Genomic DNA, 23094 nt, shown 5'->3' with positions numbered 1-23094 from the left:
GAAAAGAGGGTACTGCAGAGGTTGGCTGAGATGTGATTTGGTAAGGACCCTAAAACGATTAATTAGGATTTTTTATTGTTTATAAGATTTATCATGGTTTTACTTGGTGTCCAAACTCTCGATAACTTTTGTAATAAAGCTCTTTCAACTCTGCTAAATTTATGGGAACTTTTTAGATCGAATTATTCAAACAATAAACCGATTTAAAACTTCTGTATCCCCAACTGAAACTCATCATACTAAAGAGGCAAGCAGTATGGTGAGAAACCAATATTAAGTTTCTCAAACCAAGGTATTTATGGGAAAACTCGGATTCGTGCAGGTTGAAGTCTCCACAAAATGCCAGCTCAACTGTCTGATGTGTCCCAAATCTGTTTTCCGCAATGAATGGATCGCAATGGATATGGAAATGGATGTTTTTGAGTCCATTCCTTTCAAAAAGTTCCGCTACGCACATCTTCAGGGATGGGGGGAACCTTTGCTCAACCCGAAAATAGGGGATATGATTGAATTTGCCAGAGAGCACTGCAAGGTTGGCCTGACCACCAACGGCGTTCTCATAGACAGGCATCTTGAAGATATACTCAACCTCGACCTCCTTGCTGTATCAATAGCCAGTGCCGGTGCTGAGGAGCATAAGGCAGTCAGGAGATTTGAACTCGAAAAGCTGAAGGAGAGGATAAAGCTTGTCTCGAAGCAAGATAAAAGGCCAAAAATCGTGATAGCAACGATGATGCTCAGAAGCACGATTGGAAAGCTTCCAGAAATCGTTGACTTTGCTTACGAGTGCGGTGCTGATGAGGTTATTGCGAACAACATGGACTACATCCCGTCAGAGAATCTTGTGGGTATGGAGGTTTTCGGTGAAAATCCAGATCCAGGCGTTTTGGATTTAATAAAGGAAGCTGAAAAGAGGGCAAAAGAACTTGGAATAAACTTCGTTGCGAAACCCGTCAAACTTGAAGAAGCTCTGGTGTGTGCTGAGAATCCAGTAGAAAACTGTCTTGTCACCGTTGATGGTAAAATTGCCCCCTGCGTTTATCTCCACCTGCCCACCCGGTCAGATTACATCGTCAGATATTTCAGAGGCAAAAGAGTTGAAGTTCCGAAGGTTTACTTCAAAAGCTTTGATGAGTGGAAAAACGGCTCAATTAGGGATGTATTCGAAAAAAGACTTCAAATACTCTACCAATCCTTACCCATGGAATTCCCCGCACTGCCTGAGGTTTGCAGGACATGCTACAAAGCATGGTCGGTTTAGTTTGGTTTGCTTCTGGAGAGTTGGTTTTAGCCTCTATCTAACTTGATGCGGAGGTGAGGGATGTTCCAGTGGTGAATCCAACTCCAAATGAAGTATTTGACGAGTACAAAAATGGCTGAGTAGGGAAAAAGGTTAGTCGATCTCCAGAACAACCCTACGGTTGAAGTAATGCGGATGAAACTGTCTCATCCAGTCCGGGATCGTGGAGTAGTCGAATTTCATTAGAATATCGAGCCTGCCTTTGTATCCGGCTTTCCTCAGCTTCTCTGCGAGATTTTTGTCAAGCTCCTCTAAGGACGACCCCTCAGCCCTAATCTCTTCGTTTTCCGCAATCCAGGTGTCGGCAAATTTCAGCGTAAAGTTCAGCTTCATAGCACTCACTTTAAAAAAATAAAAAATTAAGTGTATATGTGGGCAATCATCTGGTAACTTACGTAGTACAGAATGGCCAGTAGTATTATTGCCAGAATAATGCTCCCTGCAACTAGTTTTTTCTCTATTGGGAGAATTTCCTCTTTGCCCACGATGACTCTCTCAGTCCCACATTTGGCACATCTGAGTATTTCCCTATCACCCTCTGAGACTATTTCAGCCATTTCTCCACAGTTCGGACATGGCTCTTTTCTCGCCATTTTCATCACCTCACTTCAGGAACAGTAGGTGCACATCGTGGAAGAACAGCCAGCTTATCAGCAGTCCGATCCAGATGATGAAGCCGAAGAGGCATATGAAGTACACCAGTGCTAGTCTGCCGATACCTTCTCTGCGTAACGTTGAGAAGTCTGAAATCAATCCGATGCTGAAGAAGGTCAGTGCGAAGAATATCCTTCTGAATCCGTTCATCTCACTGCTTACAGCGAGTTTCATCGGAGCAAGAGCCTGACTTACCTGATCCGGTGGCACACTCCCTGCGATTCCAGAAGCGAGGTAGAGTATTATCAGGAAGGTCAGGAAGTAACCAATGACGAACTTGGGGAATCTGTACCAGATTTCGAGCTTCTCCACCTTCTCTCCGGGCTTCCTCTCGATGTAGTAAACCCAGATCACCGCAAGGATGAACGCCCAAACACCAATGAAGATGTCAATGAATATCTTTGTGATGATAGCTGCATTCAGTATCCAGCCTTCAAGCGCCGCATATTCTGGGTGTAGTCCAGTAATCAAAGCATCAACGATTTCACCACTTGCCGCAGCAGCTCCATCTGTTTTTACCGCAAGACCCATCCAAGCTCCTGCAACCAGAGGCTGGTTCCAGAGTGTTTCAACGGCAAGGAAAGGTATGAACAGTAGCTCAACGACCGCAAAGACAATGACAAGCGATGCAACCATAACTGGAACCACTGGCCTCGCCCTAATAGCACCACCAGTCGCTATGGCTGCTGAGACACCACAGATTGAAATACCAGAAGCTAGCGGTGCAGCCCACTCTCTGCTGAAGCCGAAGTACCTCCTTGCAACCCAGTAAACCAGAGCCCAGTAGAGCAGATAAGCTTCAACGATAGCACAGAGACCTCTGAAGAGGAAGTTGTACAGTATTTCTGGTGGAACACTCGGTGCCTTCAGACCAACAACTGCACCGAGCAGCACGATAGCAGTCTTAATGAACCACTCAGGTTTTGCAGCTTCCTTTAACTGCTCTGCAAATCCCTTGGCAAAGTTGCCTATCAGAAGACCGAGAATCAGTGCCACGATGTAACCTGCCTCTCCAGTCATGTGAGCAGACCATGGTAGGTTGTATGCCTCAGGCTTTGTTGCTGCAATCCATGCGTTGTGCCCTATAACCCAGCAAATCCATGTTAGGAAGAATATGACTGTAAACCCTGCTGCGAACTTGCTCACTCTCCAACCCATTGCTGCGGCTCCTATACTGGTCAGAATCAGCAGGACTATGTACGTAACGATCCATGCGCCTATTGGTCCTAAGAACTCATAGTTTGACGATGATGGAGCCATTGCTTTCGCTGGATCAACCCATACGTTTGCCTTCACAACCCATCCCATGATGTCGGCTCCGTATGCAGCCGCAAGGCAGAGGAAGAACAACAGCATTCCTAGCCAGAAGGCCCACCAGTCCTCTTTCTTCCACAACGAAGACCAGTCTATCCCTCTCTCTTCCGCCATACTAACCACCTCTCAACCACTACTCACTACTAACCAACAAATCCCACATTCATAATTTGAATTTTAACAAATATTAGAATATCGTCAAAAAAACCGTCAAATAGTGTTAAGCAACCCTCATTATCTGTCTTCCATCTTCTGTGACCTCCATAACCTTGAATCTACCATCTTTAATAATTCTAATTAGTCCTCTGTCTAATAGCTGCTGAACCCTTTTCTTTGCCGTGTTCCTGGTTATGCCAAAGTTATTCATCACGTCCTTTATAGAAGGTCTCTCACCAATTTTGTTTTTGGAGTAAATGAACCTGAGTACCTCATACACCTCGTCCGGAATTTCGACTTTTCTGCTTTTTATTCCACTGCACTCCATTTTTAACAGCTCGAATTCCCTCTCTCCCACCAGATCACTCTCTGAGCAAACAATCAGAATTCCTTTGTTCAACACGAAAAACACATCTTTGAGCCTCTGAATAAGCTCGTATACCTCCTCGAAATTTCTCTTTACCAGAAGATAGTCGAGGTCCAGCAGCACTGCATTCTTCCATCCTGGAAGGGACATGATTTCTCTGTATATTTTTTCCGGATCGGGATCGAGAGTTCCCTTCATCTTTCTGCTCGAAAGCATAATGTAGTTGTCCTCACAAACGCCGATATTCTCAGGATAGCGCCTGCTTATCACTCTCCCTGTATAACCGCACTTCACGAGGTCGTTGATAACGTCAACAGCCAGATCAAAGTTATCGGCAAAGTAAATTCTGCCCCTCTCAACGTCGTACTTGAACATCCTTTTCTCCGCTTCTCTTTCAGCACGTTTCTTCTCGGAAATATCTCTTGCAATAATGGATATTCCGGAAAGCTCCCCAAGCTCATCGAGGATTGGAGAGACGGTTATCTCAACGTCGATAACTGTGCCATCTTTTCTCTGCCTCCTCGTCTCGAAGCTCAGACCGGAATCTCCCTCCCTTATCCGTCTTATTATAAATTCTGTTTCGCCCTTGAGCTCTTCAGGAAGGAGTGCTGAGGCATCCATACCTATAGCTTCTTCTTTGCTCCATCCGAACACCTTCTCTGCTGTTCTGTTCCAGCTTCTTATTCTTCCTACGATGTCTACTGAGTATATCGCATCGTTGGAGTTCTCAACGATACTTGCAAGCTGCTGAAGCTCTTTCTGAACCTCCAGAAGCTCTCTTGTTCTTTTCTCCAACTCCTCCAATGAGTTTTTGAGGTCAAGTTCTGCACGTTTCCTTTTTGTTATATCCCTCATTATGGCAACGAAACCGACAACCTCTCCGTTCGAGTCGTGAATGCTTGTGAGAGTCTGGTCAACAATTATTAGCTCCCCATCTTTCCTGATTCTCGGAGCTTCGATGTCCTTAACATGCCCCTCAACAACCGCCCTCTTGAAGTTCTCAGTGCACTGTCTCCAGTGTTCCTTCGGCATCAGGAAATTCAGGGGCTTTCCAACCGCCTCCCCTGCAGTATAGCCGAACATCATCTCAGCCCCTCTGTTCCAGACGGTGATTCTGCTGTCAACGTCGAGGATAACTATGGCATCAACTGAGTGCTCAAGTATCCCTTTAAAGAAGGCAAGCTGACGCTCTATTCTTCTTCTTCCCGATATGTCTCTGGCAAGGCACCTGTAAATTTCTCCATCTTTCTTTACCACAACCTCAACGGGGATGATTTTACCGTCCTTGATTATTTCGTACTCAAATTTTCCTGATTCAAGTTTCTCGATGGGGAAGTTATCAAGGACGTCTCTCACATACTTGCCTTCCACATCTCCAAATTTTTCTTTGAAATTGGCGGTTGCGAAGACAATTCTGTGATGGCTGTCAAGCTCGAAAAGCCATCCATCGAGCTCCTCCACAACGCTTCTAAACCTCTTTTCACTCTCCTCAAGCGATTTTTTTTCTCTTATCAGCTCTTCTATCATCCAGTTAAATGCAGAAGCAAGCTCTCCAAACTCGTCGGACGATTTAGGTGTTACTCTCCTCATCTCCCCTCTTACAGCGCTCTGGAAAGCGTCTCTAAGCTCCTCAACCGGTTCGAGAATGCTGCCTGCAGAGAAGAGAGATATGATGAGAACGACAATCAAAACATAGGCGTAGTAAGAGGGGCTAACGCCGACCTCTACAAGCGAAATTCCGAGAACGAGGGAGATCGCAGATATGATTGTAAAAAGCAGTACAAACCTGACAAACACCCTCATAACACACCACTCCCAATCACGAGCATGATAAACACAACTCCCACCATCCAGCCCGCATAGGCTGCAATCAGTGGCCTAATGCCAGCCCTCTGAACCTTCCCCACGTTTACCGTGTAACCAATGGCTGCAAGAGTTGTTGCGAACATCACAGTAGCCAAGGGCCTCAAACTCTGAACGATTCCGCTTGGAAGATATGTTGAGGAGAACAAAGCCACTCCAAGAAAGCTGACTATGTACCATGGCACGTAAAACCTGCTTTCCGAGTAGATGATTGAAAGAACCAGAACGACGAGAGCTATCATTGCTATCCTAATCCCCTTTATTGCAAGGGCCTCTTCTTCAACACCAAAAAGCTGGGAGGAGATTTTAACGATCCCCGTTTGATGAAGCGTAGCTCCAGAAAGAACAGCAAACTTTTCAGGGGAGATGTTGGTGAAATGGGCTATTGTTGGATAGATTATCGCTCCCGTAAGCCCTACGGCTGTTATTATCATAATTGCCGCTGAAAACTCCTCTTTTTTTGGTTTTATCAGTGGAGAAATAATGGCTATTGCCGAAACCCCGCAAATCCCACTACCGCATGCAAGCAGTACAGACATCTGCTTGCTGAGTTTTAAGCGAGATGAAATCCAGAAAACGGCTAAAAAGATCAATGAGGCAGAAATGAGCGTTGCAGCCACGACTTCGGGATGAAATCCACCCAAGTAGGGGATGTTAATGTTTACGCCGTATAAGGTTATTCCTACTGGAAGAAGTACGGGGACGTATCGCTCAGCTATTTTCCCCTTCTCCCCGTCTTTCTGAAGATTTCCCGCTATTATGCCAAACACCAGTGCCAGAAACAGTGGTTCAAGGGCCGGATTTGCAATACTTATTAGGTATGCCATTAGACCGCAAACTAAAAGCAGCAAAAGCATCTGCAAATCTTTTCTCGAAACGGGAAGTTCTCTGGCTACTTCAATAAGTTTGACCGTTTCTCGCATCTTTAAATAGTCTCGTCCAACATATATAAAATTTGTTTTGGGAGTAATTTTAAATACAATTACTTTGAAGCTGCAACGTGGAGAGCGTTGAGCTTGAAGTTCTCAGGCTGCTTGAGGAAAATGCAAGAATGAAGGATGAGGAAATAGCCGAGATTCTGGCCCTTCCAGTTGATAGAGTCAAGGAGATAATAAAGAAATTCGAGGAAGATGGAGTGATTCTGAAGTACAAGACAATTGTTGACTGGGAGAAGGTTCAGGAGGATTTTGTTTACGCCCTCATAAACGTTAAAGTCTCTCTGACGAGAGAGAAGGGATATGATGACATTGCTAAAAGGATTGCAAAGTTCTCGGAAGTGCATGCTGTCAGACTTGTGAGCGGGGAGTACGACTTTCAGGTTGTTGTGAAGGGCAAAAGCCTGAAGGACGTAGCATTTTTTGTCGCTGAAAAAATATCCACGATTCCTGAGGTCAGAGATACGTTCACCCATTTCGTTCTCAGAACCTATAAGGAGGAAGGCGTAAACCTGTTTGAAGAAGAGGGAGACAGGAGGCTTGCCTTTGTCCCGTAGAGTTGCGAGAAGGGTTGAAGAGCTGAAACCATCCGGAATCAGGCGTTTCTTCGACTTAGTGGTTGGAAGGGATGATGTGATCAGCCTTGGTGTTGGTGAGCCGGACTTTCCCGTTCCGTGGAGGGTAAGGGAGGAGATGATATACTCCCTCGAAAAGGGGTACACCTCTTACACCTCAAACACTGGCCTCCCTGAGCTGAGGGAAGGGATAGCGGAGTACTACACAAGATTTGGAGTTACAGCGATGCCAGAACAGATTATTATTACTGCTGGTGTCAGCGAGGGGGTTGATCTTGCCATAAGAACGCTAATTGAGCCTGGAGACGCAGCCCTAATCCCTGAACCATGCTACGTGAGCTACAAACCCCTCGTGGAGATATGTGGGGGAGAAGCGATCACGATTCCAACCGTTCCCGACTTCAAGCTGAACTATGACATGCTGATGGAGTATAAGGAAGCGAATGCAAAGATACTTGTGCTAAACTATCCCGCAAACCCAACTGGGGTTAGCTACTCAAAAAAGGAGCTTGAGGAGATTGCGGATGCGGTCAACGAGCTTGACCTGATTGTTCTCTCTGATGAGATTTACGCTGAGCTAACATACTCAGGAAGGCACGTATCTCTGGCTGCGCTGAACGGCATGGAGGACAAAGTTGTGGTGTTTAACGGCTTCTCTAAGGCCTTTTCAATGACTGGACTGAGAGTTGGCTACGTCATTGCCCCTCCGGACATCTTCGCAGGAATGCTTAAAATCCATCAGTACTGCATGCTCTGTGCTCCAATTACAGGCCAGATCGGTGCGATTGAAGCCTTGAAGAGTCTGGATGAAGTGGACAGAATGAGGGCAGAGTACATGAGAAGGAGGAACTTTGTTGTCAAGAGGTTGAGTGAGATTTTCGAGATTAAGAAGCCTGAAGGGGCGTTTTACGCCTTCCCGAAGATATCCTCAACAGGTATGTCGAGCGAGGAGTTTGCTGAAGGGTTGCTGATGAAGAAGAACGTTGCGGTTGTTCCGGGCAGCGCTTTTGGCGAGTGCGGGGAGGGTTACATCAGACTTGCCTACGCTGTCAAGTTTGACAAGCTCAAGGAAGCTATGGACAGGATAAAGGAGTTTGTTGAGGAGTATGGCAAGGGTTAAGCTTTTTGCAAACTTCAGGGAGGCTGCGGGAGTTAAAGAGGTTGAAGTTGAGGCGAGCAGTGTTGGGGAGTTGCTGGAGAAGCTGGCCAAGATGTTCCCGAAGCTTGAAAGCCTGTTTTACGAGAAAGGGAGGCTGAAGGACTACGTAAACATTATGGTTAACGGAAAGAACGTTCGGGGAGAGTTAAACTATCCCTTGAAGGATGACGATGAGGTTGCAGTATTCCCGCCGGTAAGTGGGGGTTAAAGTGTAATCAGCCCCATCTTGTACATGTCGTTGCTCGTAAGCACCTTTTCTCCACTCTCTTCAAGAATTTCTACAGTTTTTAATGCATCCTCTATCTGCTCCAGCATATGGCCTTTCTCCTCGGGCAATCTGCCGTGAACTCCGAAGAATATCGGGCCGTTTCTGGTGAAAAGGTAGTTCGAGACGTGGTCGCATGTGAAGAAAGTCTCGACTTTTATACCTTCAATCAGCTTTTTTAACTCTTCAAGCTGTTCTCTCGCGTTCAGAAGTGTTATCTCCTTTCCAATTAGCCTCTCAATGGGTGTGCCCTCGATAACCGTGAAGTTCCTCACCCTCACGAATGTCGGCTTTGCTTCATTAATAACACTCGCTGTGTTGACCGCATGCCTCTCACTCCTCTCCTTCCCACCCAAGCCGGTCATTACGTAGTAGGTAACTTCGAAGTATTTCCTCGCTTTTCTGCCAGCCTCAACCGCATCTTCCGGCTTTATCCCCTTCTGCACGAGTTCAAGGACCTCTCTGTCCCCGCTCTCAAGACCCATGTGGAGCCTTGTTAAGCCAGCTTCCTTAATCTCTCTCAGCCTGCTCTCAGGCATTTTGGCAACGGTTTTTATTCTCGCATAGGCTGTAACCCTTTCAACCTCTCTCCTCTTCTCTCTCAGGTACCTGATTATCTCGGCTATATCGGGATGGATAAGCGGATTGGAGTCTCCGATGAAAGCGGTTCTGGAAAAGGGGAAGTATTTAGGGATGTTATCTATATCTCTAAAAACGTCCTCTTTCTTCCTTAGCTCAAACTTCATTCCCTTGTACATCGCACAGAAGGCGCACTTGTTCCAGTTACATCCCCTAACGGCCCTTATCAGGTAACTTCCTGCTTCACTTGGGGGGCGGAAGGGCGGGAAGTCGTACATCATTTTCTCACCGCGTATCTCTTGAACTTCATTCCAGCCAGACCTTCAAGCCAGAGCCTTGCCTCCTCTATCACAACTTCACTCAGGGTGCAGAAATTCTTTCCCACGCTGCCGTGAAACTCCTCACCAACGTAGAAGTCAATCCTCCCCCTCCTAACAACTATCGTAAGGGGGTCATCGTAAATTGTGATTTCATTCTCCCTACATTCTCCTCTTTCCCTCAGCATTTTTTTGAGGAATTCAAAGTTCTCCAGCACTTTTGCAGCGAGCTTTTCCATATAACAAGTTTGGTGAAAACTTTAAAAAGTTGATGCAACTCTTTGAGCATGGACGTTGCCGTTGCAGGAGTTGGAATTGCAGGTGCTTTTGCCCTGAGGGGATTAAGCAAATCCCTTGAGGTTGTTGGGATTGACAAGAGGGAAAAACTCGGCTATCCCGTGGAATGTGGTGAGATCATACCAACAAAAAAGGAGATGAAGGCTCTTCTTCCAAACCTTGACGATTGCAGCCTCTTCGACATCCCGAAAAGATTTGAGAGCAATCTTACAAAACAGGTTCACTTCGTTTTACCAAACGGGAAAACTTTCGAGATTGATTTTGAGTTTCATGTTGTCAGGAGAGACGAGATGATTCAGACGGTTGCGGAGGAGAGCGGGCATAAAATTATGCTCAAAAGAAGGATAAAGGACTTCAGGGACGGAAAGCTCATTCTGGAAGATGGTGAGATTGGGGCTGAAGTTTACGTTGCTTCCGACGGGCCGAATTCCAAGATCGCAAAAGCGATGGGAATGCCAAGACCTGAAATCTCGCCGGCAAAGCAGTATGTGATGAAAGGCGTGGAAAGCGATGAAGATGTTGTTTACATGTACATTGGTAAAAAAATCTCTCCCGGAGCTTATGCGTGGATAATTCCGAAGGGGAATGGAGTGGCCAACGTCGGCATAGGATTCAGGCCCGGATATGCCGATAAGGGGGACACCATCGTAAAAGCTCTGGATTACTTCGTAAGGGAGTATCCGTACTCCTCTCCTTTTCTGAAAAATGCTGAGATCGTAAGCGAAATCGGTGCGGTTGTTCCTGTCGATAGGCCATTAGAGAGTGCGGTAAAGATGAACGTTCTGTTTGCAGGCGATGCGGCGAGCATGGTGATAAGCCACACTGGCGGGGGGATTCCTACTGCAATGGTGGCCGGGAATGCAGCGGCAAGGACAATAAACGGGTTCTTCGAGGGAGAGAATGACCTGCAGTTCTACGACAGTCTCTGGAAGAAATACCTTTACCAGCCGCTGATGAACGCCTATTTCCTCAAAAACCTCTGGGACAAATTCTCGGACAGTGATAAGAGGATCAGCAGAATCCTGTCTTTCGCAACGAACTCCGATATGGAGAAAATACTGCGGTGCAGAATTCCGTGGAAGGTTAGGCTTATCTCACATCTCACCCCTATTTTGCAGAGAGTCGTCTAAACCTTTATTTAGGCCTTGGGTGAGTGAGGTTATGGGAGAATTTGAGATATACGGAGAGTATGTTGATACAGGCTATGAGCCGGACAGGGAAGATGTTGTGGCAGTTTTCCGGGTAAAGCCTGCTGAAGGCTTCAGTATTGAGGATGCTGCTGGCGCTGTTGCTGCTGAAAGCAGCACGGGAACATGGACATCTCTGCATTCCTGGTATGATCAGAAGAGAGTTAAGGAACTCTCAGCGAGAGCCTACCACTTCACTGATCTTGGAGATGGGAGCTATCTTGTTAGAATCGCCTACCCAGTTGCGCTTTTCGAAAGACATAACATGCCGGGTTTGCTTGCTTCGATAGCTGGAAACGTTTTTGGAATGAGGAGGGTTGAGGGATTAAGATTAGAGGACATCTATCTGCCTGAAAAGTTCTTGAAGGATTTTAAGGGACCTGGAAAGGGAAGAGATGGAGTGAAGAAAATTTTTGGAGTAAAAGACAGGCCGATTGTAGGAACGGTTCCCAAACCAAAGGTTGGGTACTCAGCGGAAGAGCTGGAAAAGCTCGCTTATGAGCTTTTTACAGGTGGTATGGATTACATCAAGGACGATGAGAATCTAACAAGCCCCGATTACTGCAAGTTTGAGGAGAGGGCGGAGAGGATAATGAAAGTCATAGAGAAAGTTGAGGCCGAAACTGGAGAGAGGAAATCATGGTTTGCGAACATCACTTCAGATGTCAGGGAGATGGAGAGGAGGTTAAAGCTCGTAGCAGAACTTGGCAATCCACATGTAATGGTTGATGTTGTAGTCACGGGCTGGGGAGCTTTGGAGTACATAAGAGACATGGCAGCTGACCACGGTTTGGCAATTCACGGACACAGAGCTATGCACGCTGCATTCACAAGAAACCCCTACCACGGCGTCTCTATGTTCGTTCTCGCAAAGCTCTACCGCATTATCGGTATCGACCAGCTTCATATCGGCACTGCTGGAGCGGGAAAACTTGAAGGGAAGAAGTGGGAAACGGTGCAGAATGCGAGGATTTTCAGGGAGGAAAACTACAGTCCGGATGAGGGGGATGTTTTCCATCTGCCCCAAGAGTTCCACCACATTAAGCCAGCAATGCCAGTGTCATCTGGAGGTTTGCATCCAGGAAACCTTGAGCCCGTGATCGAGGCTCTTGGTAGTGATATCGTCATCCAGGTTGGAGGAGGAGTTCTGGGCCATCCCAATGGAGCGAGAGCAGGAGCAAAGGCCGTGAGACAGGCTTTGGATGCAATTATCAACGGGATACCTCTTGAGGAGTATGCAAAGCAGCATCCTGAGCTTGAGGCAGCACTCAGCAAGTGGGGCAGAGTATCGCCAATCTGAGCTGATCATGTTGAAGCAAGAAGCCCTTCCTTGGTTTAGTTCTGAGTTGTGAAAATAATTTATGATATCACAAAAAATTTGCTTAGTTAAATTTATATGGCTTCCCGACTCAGCAAAAGCTGCGGTGATGATTTTATGTATGCTCGTATAAAACTCAGAGATACTGTAAGGGTTCCCCCTTCAAAGCTTGGAGAGGATATTGAGAAGGTAATCAACTCTCTCCTCTGGGAGCAATTCGAGGGCAGGCTCGACAGAGAGTACGGTATGATTATTGGAATTGAGAGCATAGAGGAGATTGGAGAGGGTAGAATAATTGAAGGAGATGGAGGAGTTTACTTTGATGTTGTCTTCAACGCGATCTGCTTCAGACCGCTCCATCAGGAAGTTGTTGAAGGCGAAGTGATCGAAATCGTGGAGTTCGGAGCTTTCGTTTCCATCGGGCCTTTTGACGCTCTTCTGCACATGAGTCAGGTTACAGATGACTACATGGTGTTCGATGAGAAGAACAAGAGGCTTGTGGGCAGAGAGACCAAGAAGGCCCTTCAGGAGGGAGATAAAGTTAGGGCAAGAATCGTCTCCCTCAGCCTTAAGGAGAGGGAGCCTGAGAAGAGCAAGATAGGGTTAACGATGAGACAGCCCTGGCTTGGGGCTTTGAAGTGGATTGAAGAGGAGATTGAGAAGCTGATGAAGGAGCGTGAGGCTTAATGGCAGAGCTTGCGTGCAAGAACTGCAGATTCATAAACGTGGACACAAACATATGCAGGAACTGCGGTAGCACAGATTTAACGAAGGAGTGGTATGGATATGTGGTTATCGTTGACCCAGAGAAGAGTGAGATAGCAAAAAGACTCGAAATAAAAATTCCCGGCAAATACGCCTTGAGGGTAGGATGAAGGGGATTAGACTTCCCGAAAGCATGCGTGGAGAGTTTGCAAAGCCACACGGAAAGCTTTACAGGGGAAAAGGTGAAAAACTGCTTCTTGAGGTAAAAGAAATCCCCGAGGCAGAGCTTTTTTGCACCGTTGGGGATCTGGTTACTGCCTCAGCCATAAAGGTTGGACTGATTCCGGATCTGGCAGTTGCAGATGGTAAAACGCTCAGAGAGGAAAATGTTGAGTTCGAAAAGGAAGTGTTTGACGAGATAATCGAGACAACAAATCCCCCAGCCCACATTTCGTGCGAGCTAATATCGGCATTGCTAAAAGCCTTGGAAGCGTGTGAAGGTGAGAAGAAAGTTCTCGTGTTTGTTGATGGTGAAGAAGATTTGGCTGTTGTTCCCCTTGTAAAATTGCTGCCCCTGGGAGCTGTAATCGTTTACGGTCAACCGGGAGAGGGAGTTGTTGCATTGAAAGTTGACGAGGAGAAGAAAATTCTAATACTCCACCTGCTTAGCAAGATGGAGGTAGTTGGGGAGTGTGATGAGTTGAAGTATCTGCTGGGAGGTGATTGACTTGGAGGTTTACGTCGAGAAAGAGAGGTACAATCCTCTGCTGAAGAGAAGGGAGGTTTACTGCAGACTGAGCTTTGAAGGTAAAACACCGTCGAGAAGCGAAGTCAGGGCGAAGATTGCGGGATTGATGAACGCTGAGCCAGAGAGGGCTGTTGTGGACTACATAAAAACTGAGTTCGGAAAAACGGAAGCAAGGTGTTACGTTAAAATTTACGATACAATTGAAGATTTACAGAAAATTGAGGAAGAGCACATAATTGAGAGGAACAAGGTTGAGGAGCAGGCGGCAGAGGAACAGGCTGAAGAACAAGCTGAAGAGTCGGGAGAGGCTGAAGAAGCTGAAGCAGCCGAGGAGTGAGGAGGTGGAAAGATGGCGAAGGGTGCGGAAAGCATTCACAGGTATTATGAGATAAAGGGAGAGAAGGTCGTAAGGAAGAGGAAGTTCTGTCCGAGATGTGGTGAGGGAGTTTTCTTAGCCGAGCACAAGGATAGACTTAGTTGCGGTAAGTGCGGTTACACAGAGTTCAAGAAGAAATGATTGCTCTCGGAATAGAGGGCACTGCCTGGAGCTTGAGCATAGGCGTTGTTGACGAAGAGGACGTTATAGTTCTCGAAAATGACCCCTACATCCCGAAGGAGGGGGGAATACATCCGAGAGAGGCCTCGCAGCACCACAGTGAGAGGCTTCCCTCCTTACTTTCAAGAGTTTTTGAGAAAGTGGATAAGAACTCTATAGATGTTGTTGCATTCTCCCAAGGCCCCGGAATGGGGCCATGCTTGAGAGTTGTTGCAACTGCCGCGAGGCTTTTGGCGGTAAAGCTGAAAAAGCCGCTTGTCGGTGTTAACCACTGCCTTGCTCACGTTGAGGTTGGAAGGTGGAAAACTGAAGCCAAAAACCCCGTTTCTCTCTACGTAAGCGGTGGAAACAGCCAGGTTATAGCGAGAAGGGGAAACAGATACAGAGTGTTCGGCGAGACGCTCGACATAGGGATCGGAAATGCTTTGGACAAGCTCGCGAGGCACATGGGACTCAGGCATCCGGGAGGGCCAAAGATAGAGGAGCTGGCAAAGAAGGGCAAAAATTACCACCTCTTGCCGTACGTTGTGAAGGGAATGGACTTCTCGTTCAGCGGTATGGTGACTGCAGCACAGAGACTCTACGATTCGGGAGTTGCAAAGGAAGACGTTGCTCTCAGCTTTCAGGAGACTGCCTTTGCGATGCTGACTGAGGTGACGGAGAGAGCTCTTGCCTACCTCGATCTCGATGAAGTTCTGCTCGTTGGGGGAGTTGCTGCGAACAGAAGGCTGCAGGAAATGCTCAGAATAATGTGCGAGGACAGAGGAGCAAGGTTCTTTGTTCCACCGAAGGAGCTTGCGGGAGATAATGGAGCAATGATTGCATACACCGGACTGCTGATGTACAAACACGGTTACCAGACTCCAATCGAAAAATCCTACGTTAGGCCAGATTTTAGAATAGAAGATGTTGAGGTAAAATGGGATTAATCCTCTTTCTCAGCCTCCTTTTTCATCAGCTTTTGCCTTTCCTTGGCTGTGTATCCTGTTAGCTCCTCAAGGAACCTGTTGTAGGTCTTGAGCGTCTTCAAAGCGGTCTCGTCATCCGTAAGCTTCGTCTTTGATTCTGCATACAGCCTTTTGTTCTCAAGCTTCAGCTTTAGAACCTCAATTGCCCCGAAGTTTTTCACGAGGTAGTATTCCCCATCAAACTCAAAACCACCGAAGTGCTTGTTTAGCATCTCCTCTAACCTTTCAGCGGTTGGCTTGAACCCCCTTTTGAACCTGTACTCACGCATGTCATTCCTTAAGAGAGGAGTTGAAAAATTTTTGTCAAAATCCTTATAACCTTAATATCAGCTTTAAGAGTATGGAGTTCTACAGCCAGTCGAGGTTCAGCAACTGGATAAGCAAGATAGCTGAAACTGAACTCGATGAAAATAACCCCGAAACCTTTGCCGTATTCGACCAGATGCTTGAAGACGTCATTATAGCCTGCCTGAGCATGGTTAGGGCAGTTAAAGAGAGAGAAATCAAGAAGGCTGACGCTGTAAAGGAAATAGAGAGGATTTTCGAGATTCTCCCGAATCACGATTTCAGTGATGAGCTAAAAAACGAACTTTTCCAGTACACACTTGAGAGCATCAAGGCGGTTCTGCAGTCCTTCAAGCTCTACTTTGAAGGAAAAATCAGCAAAAAGAACTTCGACAGATTGCTAAAGGATGCTCTGAAAGAGGAGCAGAAAGGGGACTATGAGGCTTCGCTGAACGCAGTCGCTTTGATGGGGGCGAAAGTCATTAAAGGCGAGCAGCTTCCTGAGCTCGACGTTCCGGAAGAGAGCGCGATAATAAGCTGGATTGATGGTATAGATGCCATAAGCTCAGTTATCGAGCTAAGCAAGATAGATGCCTCTACCGAGTGAAGTTGAAAAGGCTGCAAAGAGTGGCAGTGAATATGAACTTTACAAGGCTCTTTTGTTAAATTTTGGTAAGAGAGGAGATAAGGCCTTTGAGTATTTGAAAGATAGAAGAGTAAAGAAGTACAGGGACTTTTTTGTCGTGGTGGGGAAGGAAGAATATATTGTTGAGGGAAACTTCTGCACCTGTCCCGACTTCCTTGTGAATCTGAAGGGCAAATCTCCGTGTGCGCACATTATCGCAGTTGAGATTGCGAAAATAACGGGAAATTACGATCGCGTTGATGCGTACTATGTCGACTACCCTGATGACATTTTGAAAAAAAAGAAATAGCATGCGTCAAATTTGTTTCATGACAGTTCTTTCTGCGGAGGAAATCAGGAAGCTGATTCTGGAGGAGGGGTTAATCAGGGATTACATCGACCTTGAAACGCAGATTCAGCCCAACGGATTTGACTGCACGCTCAGGAGTGTTTACAGGCTGAGAGGTTGTGGCAGAGTAGACTTCGACAACAGCAGAAGGGAGCTGCCGGAGCTTGAGGAGATAGAGTTCAGGGATTGGGTTTACCTGCCAAAGGGTGTTTACAGGGCGAGACTGAACGAGGTTGTAAAGCTTGGAAAAGATATTATGGCAATAGCTCGACCGAGGTCAACGCTTGTAAGGTGTGGGGCCAACGTACTCACAGCAGTCTGGGATGCCGGGTACGAGGGTAGGAGTGAGGTTGGCATAGTGGTGCACAACGAATACGGAATTTGGCTTTCAAGGAACGCGAGAATAGTTCAACTGGTCTTCATGAGGCTCTCTTCACCGACCAAGGGGTACGAGGGTGTTTATAAGGGGGAGAACATTTAGCGTGGGAAAGTATTTAATATTTAATTGACATACCAGATTTTGTGTTAGTAGCTGAAGTTTACGGGCTGTTTGGTGTAAAAACGGCATTTGGTCTTACACCGGTAGTTGTACTCAGAACTGAAGATGGGAGAGTTCTGCCCATCTATATCGGCCATGCGGAGGCCTTTTCGATATACTCAGCCCTCCGTGGATTTGTCCCTCCGAGGCCAATGACTCACGACCTGCTTGTTGATATAATCGGAAAGCTGAATGCCAAAATTGAAAAGGTGATTATTGACGACCTTATAGATAACACGTTCTATGCGAGGTTGATTTTGAGTCAGAACGATAAAACCATTGAGATCGATGCGAGGCCGAGCGACAGCATCGCAATTGCAATAAGAACAGCATGTCCGATTTTCGTCGAGGAGGAAGTGATGGACGAGGCAGGAGAGGACGAGATACCTAAGGAGTTCGTGGACTTTGGCGAAAGTTTTGAATGATTCTCAAAACTCTGAGCTTGAAAATCATTTCTTCGTCATAAAAAAACAACCACTCGTTTCCCTTGACAACCACTCTTTTTCTGAAGTCAACCTTTCTCGCCAGCTTTATTCCGGCTTTCGTTTGCGGAATCGCTCCGAAAATAACGGGGTCGAATGGCAGTTTTCCCTGAAAGACAACCGCACTGTCATCCATTTTAAGCTTTTTGACATTGCTGAGTGTGAAGCTTATTTCAAGCCTCTTCTCGCACTTCTCGTAGAGTGTCAAAATTGCCGGATTCCCCTTAACTTCTGAGATAATCCAGAAAGCTTCAGAAAGGTTGCTGAGGTCTTCGAGGCTAAGCTTTCCTCTGTTGATGTATCTCCAGTTGAAAAATCTCGCCAGAACTTTGGCAAATCTTCTCGTTTTTCTTCCGGGCTTTCTGGACGTTGTCAGAAGGTACATTGTACGAATCCATCTAAATAACCTATAAGAGTCCTTCCAGATTTCTCCGGAATTATAATGCCCTCTGCCCTCTCTGGATCGCTTAGCTTTCTGATGCGTGTGATCATGAAGTCCCCAATGAAGACATCCAGAAACTGCCCTTCTGGCAGGGGCTCACATTCAAAGCCGTAAATGTTGGCTGGAGTTAGGTCATATGCCATACCGTTCTCAAATCCGATTTCCTCGCCAAAGAGGATTTCCTGGAGGCTCCTCGAGAAGAACTTCCAGTCCGCCTCCACCAGCAACTGGCGCGAGAAGGAGGAGAAGTACGCCAGAATCTCTTCAACGTTCTCTTTTTCGTGAATCCAGTGGCAGTTTTTGCAGCTCCAGACGTATTTTCCAGTTGATGAAATGATGATCTCTCCTCCGAGGCGGTACATCAAACAGGGGTAGAACGGGCAGTAGCAGAGCGAGCAGTCCTGCTCGTTGTAGTGACATGGATAGTAAGTGCACTCGAATGCCGGGCCTGAAAGCCCCTCCATTGCAGCGAACAGGTCAATCAGAGCCCTTTCTCTCGGGTTCATTCGACCACCTTCGCGACCATGTCCCCAACCTCTACACCAATATCATTCGCAACCGGCTCACATTTGGCTGTCAGAAGGAAAGCTATTGGCCTGAGATCAACATCGGATAGACACTCGTAGTTGGCCATGCCCTTTGCTATTATCAAGTCCGCCTCATTCAGCCTCTGCTTGGTCTCTTCAGGCAGTTCTTCCATTATAATACCTATGGCCCCTTTTCCGTTTGTGAGGACTTCATCCGCTATTCTGTCAACCCCCGCAAGCATAGCATCCTCAAGCGTGGCGTCGCTGATTATTGGCTTCCCCCTCACAACAACGCTCAACCTCTCGCACCGCTTTTTAATTTCATTCATCAGTATGGTGTCGAAGAATATCTCGCCGGCATTGTCTGTCAGATATACGACCTTCCCGCTGCAAAGCTCCCTGATTCTGTCGGTGTCGTCAATCCTGAGCCCCTCCCCAAGCATCCTTTGTAGGAACTCTTTGAACTCCTTCTCAACCACCTTATGTCCCTGTACACCGTAATCGAAGTTGTTACCTGTAATTGAGACAATTACAGCGGTTCTGAAAGAGTCCTCTGCCCCCTGAACAATTTTCTCAGCAAAGGGCAGAACCTGCTTTGCAACTTCATTGGCCCTCCTTTTCACCTCTGCGTAGGGGTCATCAACCCCCAGAATCTCGTAAACTCTGCGGTGGATTCTTGTAGCAAGATGAGCGTTAATGGGGCGGAGGGAATAATTTTCTGCCAGAATTTTCAGCGAATCCTCCACACATTTCGATATCACTGCTTCATCATCTGTGACAAGTTTTGCCTCGTAATATACTCTGCCGAGAAGGCATGAAGGGCAGAGAGGTGAAATTTTCATGTCCAACCTTTGGCAGTTCTGATTTAAAGTTTATGGATTGAGGCTTAGCTGCACTCTACCCTTCGGCACAACTATAGAGCCGTCAATCCCCTCAAGCTTAACACCCCTGCCCTCAGTGTAGAGCTTCACTGTAAGCGCTGCAATGACAGCATCGACTTCATCATGTGAGAGTTCTGGAACCTCCACCCACTTTGAAAGCTCCGCCCTTATCGCCTCAAGCCCGCTCTTTGTTTGCTTCTTTGCCTTTGGGGCGATGTTCAGAATAACCCTCGTTGCGTATGGATAGACCTCGTAAACTTCTATGCCCATCTTTCTCAACCTTTCAGCGATTTCCATTCCCCTGAGCGCAATACCTCTGAAGAAGGGGGCCCCTGAGGGAAAAAGCCTAATCCCCATCTTCAGAAGCAACCTCTCGCACTCTCTGAGCGTTCCTCTTGCGGGAAAAGTTAGGGGAGCGTCTATGCCAGCAACCTCAACCCTTTCCAGTTCGACTTCCTCGTAATCCCCAATGAACTCAAGCCTGTCTGAAATCAGGGCTGCATGACTTTTCTTGAGCCCGACATCTATTCCACAGTACACATTAATATTTTGTGCGATATTTTAAATCCTTTACCTTGAGCAAAACCGCTACTGTTTTAAGTGTGGTGCAGAGTAAGTTCATGGAATATAATGATGTGGTTGAGGCGGTGGTTTTTGCCTTAAGAAAAGCACACACTGAACTTCCCGATGATGTCGTGAAGGCGATAAAAAAGGCGTACGAGTCTGAAGACAACGAAATCGCGAAGAGGAATCTTGAGGCGATACTTAAGAACATTGATGCGGCGAAGAAGCTTGGCGTTCCGATGTGTCAGGACACCGGCATCCCCGTCTTCTTCGTGAGTGTCGGCAGAGAGCTGTGTCTGGACTTTGACCTAAAAGCAGCGATAGTTGAGGGTGTAAGAAAGGCTACAGCGGAGATACCGCTGAGACCAAATGCTGTCCATCCAATTACGAGAGAGAACAGTGGGGACAACACAGGAATGAACGTACCTCAGATAAACGTTGATTTGGTTGAGGGAGACGAACTTAGAATGGTAGTTATGCCAAAGGGGGCGGGAAGTGAGAACGTCTCTGCTTTGAAGATGATGCTGCCGACTGAGGTGAATAAGATAAAGGAGTTTGTGGTGGAAAATGTTAAAAAGGCGGGAGGAAAACCTTGTCCTCCAGTTTTCGTTGGAGTGGGGATAGGTGGAACCTTCGACGGTGCTGCAAAGCTCGCCAAAAAAGCATTGCTGAAGAATGTGCTGGAGATGGATGAGTTTGAGCTGGAGATGCTTGAAGCTGTGAACGAGCTAGGAATTGGGCCGATGGGGCTTGGAGGAAAAAACACTGCTTTAGCGGTTTTGGTTGAGATGGGACACTGCCACACCGCTTCTCTACCAGTTGCGGTGAACATACAGTGTTGGGCTAACAGGAGGGCTGAGGTTGTTTTGAGGTGATAACATGGAGTATGAACTTAAAACGCCCCTTAGCAGGGAGGAGATTTTGAAGTTGAAGGTTGGGGATACGGTTTACGTCACGGGGGAGATTTTCACTGCCAGAGATGAGGCGCATGCGAGAGCGCTGGAATGGATGGATGAGGGAAAGGAGCTGCCTTTCAGCTTCGACAGGGGGGTGGTTTACCACTGCGGGCCTTTAGTTAAGAAAAACGGTGAATGGAGAGTTGTCTCAGCCGGGCCAACAACCTCGGCGAGAATGAACCCCTTTACGCCGAAAATTCTGGAGAAAGTTGAGTGCATGGCGATAATAGGCAAGGGAGGTATGAGCGACGAGGTTGTTAATGCGATGAGAGGTAAAGCAGTTTATCTGGCCTTTACTGGAGGTGCAGGGGCATTGGCGTCGCAGAGCATCAAAAGAGTAAAGGGCGTTGTTTGGGAAGACTTGGGAATGCCGGAGGCTGTGTGGCTTTTTGAGGTTGAGCGATTCGGACCGTGCATTGTGGCGATTGACGCACACGGAAACAGCCTTTACAGAAGGTAAATTTTTTAATTTCTTTTGCTTTTGATTTTAGAGCCCCCGTGGGGTAGTGGATATCCTGGTGGCCTTCGGAGCCACAGACCCGGGTTCAATTCCCGGCGGGGGCGTGATTTTCTGTTTTTCCATCTCGAACATAGCGATGCAAAAAATCTTTTATTAATCTCACCAATTCTGAGCATGAAAACGCTGATACTTGCAGGAGGGAAGGGGACTAGGCTCTGGCCTCTTAGCAGGGAACTCATGCCGAAGCAGTTCATCAAGCTCTTCTCCGAATCTCTATTTCAGAAAACCGTTAGAAGGGCTCTATATCACTCCTCACCTGATGAAATCTACGTGATTACGAACAAAGAATACCGCTTCAGAGTTCTCGACGATCTGGAAGAGTTGGGCGTAAAAATCCCTGAAGAGAACGTGATTCTGGAACCCGAGGCAAAGAACACACTCCCCGCAATCTGTCTCGGCATTAAAGTCGCGGGAGAGGGAAAGTTTGCAGTGTTACCATCAGACCACCTTATTGAGGCAGATGAAGGATACCTGAGAGCTTTCAGGGTTGCTGAAAAGCTCTCTGACAGCCACCTCGTGACCTTCGGAATTTCCCCAACCAGACCACACACGGGTTACGGGTACATCAGGCCGGGAAAAAAGCTCGATGGCGGTTTTGAGGTTGAGCAGTTCAAGGAGAAACCTTCAGCGGAGCTTGCTGAGGAATATGTCTCAAAAGGCTACTTCTGGAACAGCGGGATGTTTGTCTTCGACTCTAAAATATTCGTAGAAGAGCTGGAAAAGCACGCTCCCGAATTCATGAAAGTGTTTGAGGAGGGTGAGAAAGCGTATGAGCACATTCCAGAAGCTTCAATTGACTACGCAATTCTCGAGAAGTCTGAGAGAGTTGCTGTGGTGCCGATCAACACCTTCTGGAGCGACCTCGGCAACTTCGACTCGATTTACGAGGTGATGGAGAGGGATGATGAGGGGAATGCAATCAAGAGCAACAATTGCATAGCAATCGACTCTAAAAACAACCTCGTAATCACTCAGCGACTCACGGCTTTAATTGGCGTGGAGGATTCCATTATCATTGACACCGATGATGCACTACTAATTGCTAAAAGAGGAGAGGCGGAGAAGGTCAGAGAGGTATACAAACTGCTGGCAGAGAGGAATGACAAGGTGGTCGAGGTTCACAGAACCGCCTACAGACCATGGGGATGCTACACGGTGCTTGAGGAAAACACGGGCTACAAGATAAAGAGGATAACCGTGAAGCCGGGGAAGAGGCTGAGCCTGCAGAGGCACTACCACAGGAGCGAGCACTGGGTTGTTGTGAAGGGGACTGCGAGAATAATTGTTGACGGTGAAGAGGTTCTGCTGAGAAGCGGGGAGAGCACCTTTGTCCCTGCAGGAGCGATTCACAGGATAGAGAACCCCGGAAAAGTCCCACTTGAGGTAATAGAGATACAGATAGGGGAGTACCTTGAGGAGGACGACATTGAGAGGTTCGAGGACGATTTTGGGAGGTGAAGGCAATTGATTTCCGCCCTTCATTCATTCTTGAAGTGAAAATTTTTCACTTTTTAGTGGGCTAAATCGAAAAGGTTATATACCTGTTATTGTTATAATAATAATGCTAATGGGGGGCTATAAGGCCCATTAAGGAGGTGGTGAGATGAGGAGAATGGATGAGAAGGGTGTGTCGCCAGTGATCGGCGTGATACTGATGGTGGC

32 protein-coding genes and 1 tRNA gene are annotated in these 23094 nt (G+C 47.0%); 21 read left to right on the top strand and 12 right to left on the bottom strand.

Features of this window, described 5'->3' with window-relative positions:
- Nucleotides 1–298 precede the first annotated feature (298 nt).
- The gene (locus tag H0Z19_RS09100; RefSeq protein WP_290725931.1) at nt 299–1261 is read left to right on the top strand and encodes a radical SAM/SPASM domain-containing protein; all 963 of its coding nucleotides are present in this window, start codon (nt 299–301) and stop codon (nt 1259–1261) included.
- A 132-nt stretch (nt 1262–1393) separates the two neighbouring features.
- Here the strand turns inward: H0Z19_RS09100 and H0Z19_RS09095 are convergent, their stop codons facing one another.
- The 5 genes from H0Z19_RS09095 to H0Z19_RS09075 all read right to left on the bottom strand — a co-directional run bounded on the left by H0Z19_RS09095 (nt 1394) and on the right by H0Z19_RS09075 (nt 6577).
- Nucleotides 1394–1633, bottom strand: a complete 240-nt coding sequence (locus tag H0Z19_RS09095; RefSeq protein WP_290725929.1) for a DUF5395 family protein — start codon at nt 1631–1633, stop codon at nt 1394–1396.
- Between the two features lie 26 nt (nt 1634–1659).
- Nucleotides 1660–1893, bottom strand: coding sequence for a hypothetical protein (locus tag H0Z19_RS09090; protein WP_290725927.1), 234 nt, complete (start codon nt 1891–1893; stop codon nt 1660–1662).
- A 10-nt stretch (nt 1894–1903) separates the two neighbouring features.
- Nucleotides 1904–3382, bottom strand: a complete 1479-nt coding sequence (locus H0Z19_RS09085) for a putative sulfate exporter family transporter (RefSeq protein ID WP_290725925.1) — start codon at nt 3380–3382, stop codon at nt 1904–1906.
- A 106-nt stretch (nt 3383–3488) separates the two neighbouring features.
- On the bottom strand, nt 3489–5594 hold the full coding sequence (locus H0Z19_RS09080) for a PAS domain S-box protein (protein ID WP_290725923.1): 2106 nt from the start codon (nt 5592–5594) through the stop codon (nt 3489–3491).
- Nucleotides 5591–6577, bottom strand: a complete 987-nt coding sequence (locus H0Z19_RS09075; RefSeq protein ID WP_290725920.1) for a YeiH family putative sulfate export transporter — start codon at nt 6575–6577, stop codon at nt 5591–5593. Before H0Z19_RS09075 ends, H0Z19_RS09080 begins: the two co-directional genes overlap by 4 nt.
- 77 nt (nt 6578–6654) lie before the next feature.
- Between H0Z19_RS09075 and H0Z19_RS09070 the strand changes: the two genes are divergently transcribed.
- From H0Z19_RS09070 to H0Z19_RS09060, 3 genes are read left to right on the top strand one after another with little or no spacing between them, the layout of a single operon-like run.
- The gene (locus tag H0Z19_RS09070) at nt 6655–7146 is read left to right on the top strand and encodes an Lrp/AsnC family transcriptional regulator (protein ID WP_290725919.1); all 492 of its coding nucleotides are present in this window, start codon (nt 6655–6657) and stop codon (nt 7144–7146) included.
- Nucleotides 7106–8284 carry an aminotransferase class I/II-fold pyridoxal phosphate-dependent enzyme gene (locus tag H0Z19_RS09065; RefSeq protein ID WP_290725918.1) on the top strand — a complete coding sequence of 393 codons (1179 nt, stop codon included), beginning with the start codon at nt 7106–7108 and terminating at the stop codon, nt 8282–8284. Before H0Z19_RS09070 ends, H0Z19_RS09065 begins: the two co-directional genes overlap by 41 nt.
- Nucleotides 8271–8531 (top strand): ubiquitin-like small modifier protein 1, encoded by a 261-nt coding sequence (locus H0Z19_RS09060; protein WP_290725916.1) that lies wholly within the window; start codon nt 8271–8273, stop codon nt 8529–8531. Before H0Z19_RS09065 ends, H0Z19_RS09060 begins: the two co-directional genes overlap by 14 nt.
- Here H0Z19_RS09060 and H0Z19_RS09055 read toward each other — a convergent pair.
- Both H0Z19_RS09055 and H0Z19_RS09050 read right to left on the bottom strand, forming a co-directional pair.
- Nucleotides 8528–9448: a radical SAM protein gene (locus tag H0Z19_RS09055; RefSeq protein ID WP_290725915.1), complete on the bottom strand. Its 921-nt coding sequence runs from the start codon at nt 9446–9448 to the stop codon at nt 8528–8530. The two genes, H0Z19_RS09060 and H0Z19_RS09055, sit on opposite strands and share 4 nt — an antisense overlap.
- Nucleotides 9445–9723: a hypothetical protein gene (locus tag H0Z19_RS09050; protein WP_290725912.1), complete on the bottom strand. Its 279-nt coding sequence runs from the start codon at nt 9721–9723 to the stop codon at nt 9445–9447. Before H0Z19_RS09050 ends, H0Z19_RS09055 begins: the two co-directional genes overlap by 4 nt.
- 48 nt (nt 9724–9771) lie before the next feature.
- Here H0Z19_RS09050 and H0Z19_RS09045 point away from each other — a divergent pair, with 48 nt between their 5' ends.
- The 8 genes from H0Z19_RS09045 (at nt 9772) to H0Z19_RS09010 (ending at nt 15224) form a co-directional block, all read left to right on the top strand.
- Entirely contained in the window at nt 9772–10911 is a 1140-nt protein-coding gene (locus H0Z19_RS09045) for a geranylgeranyl reductase family protein (protein WP_290725911.1), read from the top strand.
- Between the two features lie 31 nt (nt 10912–10942).
- Nucleotides 10943–12268: a type III ribulose-bisphosphate carboxylase gene (rbcL, locus tag H0Z19_RS09040; RefSeq protein WP_290725909.1), complete on the top strand. Its 1326-nt coding sequence runs from the start codon at nt 10943–10945 to the stop codon at nt 12266–12268.
- A gap of 135 nt (nt 12269–12403) precedes the next feature.
- Nucleotides 12404–12973 carry a DNA-directed RNA polymerase gene (gene rpoE, locus H0Z19_RS09035; RefSeq protein ID WP_290725907.1) on the top strand — a complete coding sequence of 190 codons (570 nt, stop codon included), beginning with the start codon at nt 12404–12406 and terminating at the stop codon, nt 12971–12973.
- Nucleotides 12973–13161: a transcription elongation factor subunit Spt4 gene (spt4, locus tag H0Z19_RS09030; RefSeq protein ID WP_010878612.1), complete on the top strand. Its 189-nt coding sequence runs from the start codon at nt 12973–12975 to the stop codon at nt 13159–13161. Before rpoE ends, spt4 begins: the two co-directional genes overlap by 1 nt.
- On the top strand, nt 13158–13718 hold the full coding sequence (locus H0Z19_RS09025) for a GTP-dependent dephospho-CoA kinase family protein (protein WP_290725902.1): 561 nt from the start codon (nt 13158–13160) through the stop codon (nt 13716–13718). Before spt4 ends, H0Z19_RS09025 begins: the two co-directional genes overlap by 4 nt.
- Before the next feature lies 1 nt (nt 13719).
- The gene (locus H0Z19_RS09020; protein WP_290725900.1) at nt 13720–14076 is read left to right on the top strand and encodes a 30S ribosomal protein S24e; all 357 of its coding nucleotides are present in this window, start codon (nt 13720–13722) and stop codon (nt 14074–14076) included.
- A 12-nt stretch (nt 14077–14088) separates the two neighbouring features.
- Nucleotides 14089–14256 (top strand): 30S ribosomal protein S27ae, encoded by a 168-nt coding sequence (locus tag H0Z19_RS09015; protein WP_290725898.1) that lies wholly within the window; start codon nt 14089–14091, stop codon nt 14254–14256.
- A complete protein-coding gene (locus H0Z19_RS09010; protein ID WP_290725896.1) occupies nt 14253–15224 on the top strand; it encodes a bifunctional N(6)-L-threonylcarbamoyladenine synthase/serine/threonine protein kinase in 972 nt (323 codons plus the stop codon). The genes H0Z19_RS09015 and H0Z19_RS09010 overlap by 4 nt, the downstream gene beginning before the upstream one ends.
- Here H0Z19_RS09010 and H0Z19_RS09005 read toward each other — a convergent pair.
- Nucleotides 15221–15532, bottom strand: a complete 312-nt coding sequence (locus H0Z19_RS09005) for a DUF5611 family protein (protein ID WP_290725893.1) — start codon at nt 15530–15532, stop codon at nt 15221–15223. The two genes, H0Z19_RS09010 and H0Z19_RS09005, sit on opposite strands and share 4 nt — an antisense overlap.
- Nucleotides 15533–15603: 71 nt before the next feature.
- On the opposite strand from H0Z19_RS09005, the gene H0Z19_RS09000 reads away from it, so the two are divergent.
- Genes H0Z19_RS09000 through H0Z19_RS08985 form a run of 4 tightly spaced genes read left to right on the top strand, consistent with a single transcriptional unit; the run spans nt 15604 to nt 17485 of the window.
- The gene (locus H0Z19_RS09000) at nt 15604–16155 is read left to right on the top strand and encodes a DUF2150 family protein (RefSeq protein ID WP_290725890.1); all 552 of its coding nucleotides are present in this window, start codon (nt 15604–15606) and stop codon (nt 16153–16155) included.
- A complete protein-coding gene (locus H0Z19_RS08995; protein WP_290725887.1) occupies nt 16139–16483 on the top strand; it encodes an SWIM zinc finger family protein in 345 nt (114 codons plus the stop codon). Before H0Z19_RS09000 ends, H0Z19_RS08995 begins: the two co-directional genes overlap by 17 nt.
- A gap of 19 nt (nt 16484–16502) precedes the next feature.
- Nucleotides 16503–17003 carry a deoxyuridine 5'-triphosphate nucleotidohydrolase gene (locus H0Z19_RS08990; RefSeq protein WP_290725884.1) on the top strand — a complete coding sequence of 167 codons (501 nt, stop codon included), beginning with the start codon at nt 16503–16505 and terminating at the stop codon, nt 17001–17003.
- A 41-nt stretch (nt 17004–17044) separates the two neighbouring features.
- Nucleotides 17045–17485, top strand: coding sequence for a bifunctional nuclease family protein (locus H0Z19_RS08985; protein WP_290725880.1), 441 nt, complete (start codon nt 17045–17047; stop codon nt 17483–17485).
- On the opposite strand, the gene H0Z19_RS08980 is transcribed toward H0Z19_RS08985, so the two are convergent.
- The 4 genes from H0Z19_RS08980 to H0Z19_RS08965 are packed head-to-tail and all read right to left on the bottom strand — an operon-like array spanning nt 17448 to nt 19932.
- Nucleotides 17448–17927 carry an rRNA maturation protein gene (locus H0Z19_RS08980; RefSeq protein ID WP_290725878.1) on the bottom strand — a complete coding sequence of 160 codons (480 nt, stop codon included), beginning with the start codon at nt 17925–17927 and terminating at the stop codon, nt 17448–17450. The two genes, H0Z19_RS08985 and H0Z19_RS08980, sit on opposite strands and share 38 nt — an antisense overlap.
- Nucleotides 17915–18490 (bottom strand): cysteine-rich small domain-containing protein, encoded by a 576-nt coding sequence (locus H0Z19_RS08975; RefSeq protein WP_290725875.1) that lies wholly within the window; start codon nt 18488–18490, stop codon nt 17915–17917. Before H0Z19_RS08975 ends, H0Z19_RS08980 begins: the two co-directional genes overlap by 13 nt.
- Nucleotides 18487–19353 (bottom strand): damage-control phosphatase, encoded by an 867-nt coding sequence (locus H0Z19_RS08970; protein ID WP_290725873.1) that lies wholly within the window; start codon nt 19351–19353, stop codon nt 18487–18489. The genes H0Z19_RS08975 and H0Z19_RS08970 overlap by 4 nt, the downstream gene beginning before the upstream one ends.
- Before the next feature lie 30 nt (nt 19354–19383).
- Nucleotides 19384–19932 (bottom strand): DUF429 domain-containing protein, encoded by a 549-nt coding sequence (locus H0Z19_RS08965; protein WP_290725872.1) that lies wholly within the window; start codon nt 19930–19932, stop codon nt 19384–19386.
- Between the two features lie 80 nt (nt 19933–20012).
- Between H0Z19_RS08965 and H0Z19_RS08960 the strand changes: the two genes are divergently transcribed.
- From H0Z19_RS08960 to H0Z19_RS12060, 5 genes are all read left to right on the top strand, one after another.
- A complete protein-coding gene (locus H0Z19_RS08960) occupies nt 20013–20831 on the top strand; it encodes a fumarate hydratase (RefSeq protein WP_290725870.1) in 819 nt (272 codons plus the stop codon).
- Between the two features lie 4 nt (nt 20832–20835).
- On the top strand, nt 20836–21372 hold the full coding sequence (locus H0Z19_RS08955) for a FumA C-terminus/TtdB family hydratase beta subunit (protein ID WP_290725868.1): 537 nt from the start codon (nt 20836–20838) through the stop codon (nt 21370–21372).
- A 32-nt stretch (nt 21373–21404) separates the two neighbouring features.
- Nucleotides 21405–21476 (top strand) — tRNA-Arg (locus H0Z19_RS08950).
- Between the two features lie 70 nt (nt 21477–21546).
- The gene (locus H0Z19_RS08945) at nt 21547–22890 is read left to right on the top strand and encodes a mannose-1-phosphate guanylyltransferase/mannose-6-phosphate isomerase (protein ID WP_290725866.1); all 1344 of its coding nucleotides are present in this window, start codon (nt 21547–21549) and stop codon (nt 22888–22890) included.
- Nucleotides 22891–23035: 145 nt separating this feature from the next.
- Nucleotides 23036–23094: archaellin/type IV pilin N-terminal domain-containing protein (locus H0Z19_RS12060; protein WP_365892647.1), on the top strand; the 59-nt coding region annotated here is incomplete at its 3' end.

The sequence above is a fragment of the Archaeoglobus sp. genome, assembly GCF_017656475.1.
Lineage (GTDB): Archaea > Halobacteriota > Archaeoglobi > Archaeoglobales > Archaeoglobaceae > Archaeoglobus.
Note: the sequence above shows the minus strand (reverse complement) of the source record. Positions and strands in the feature narration are given on the sequence as shown.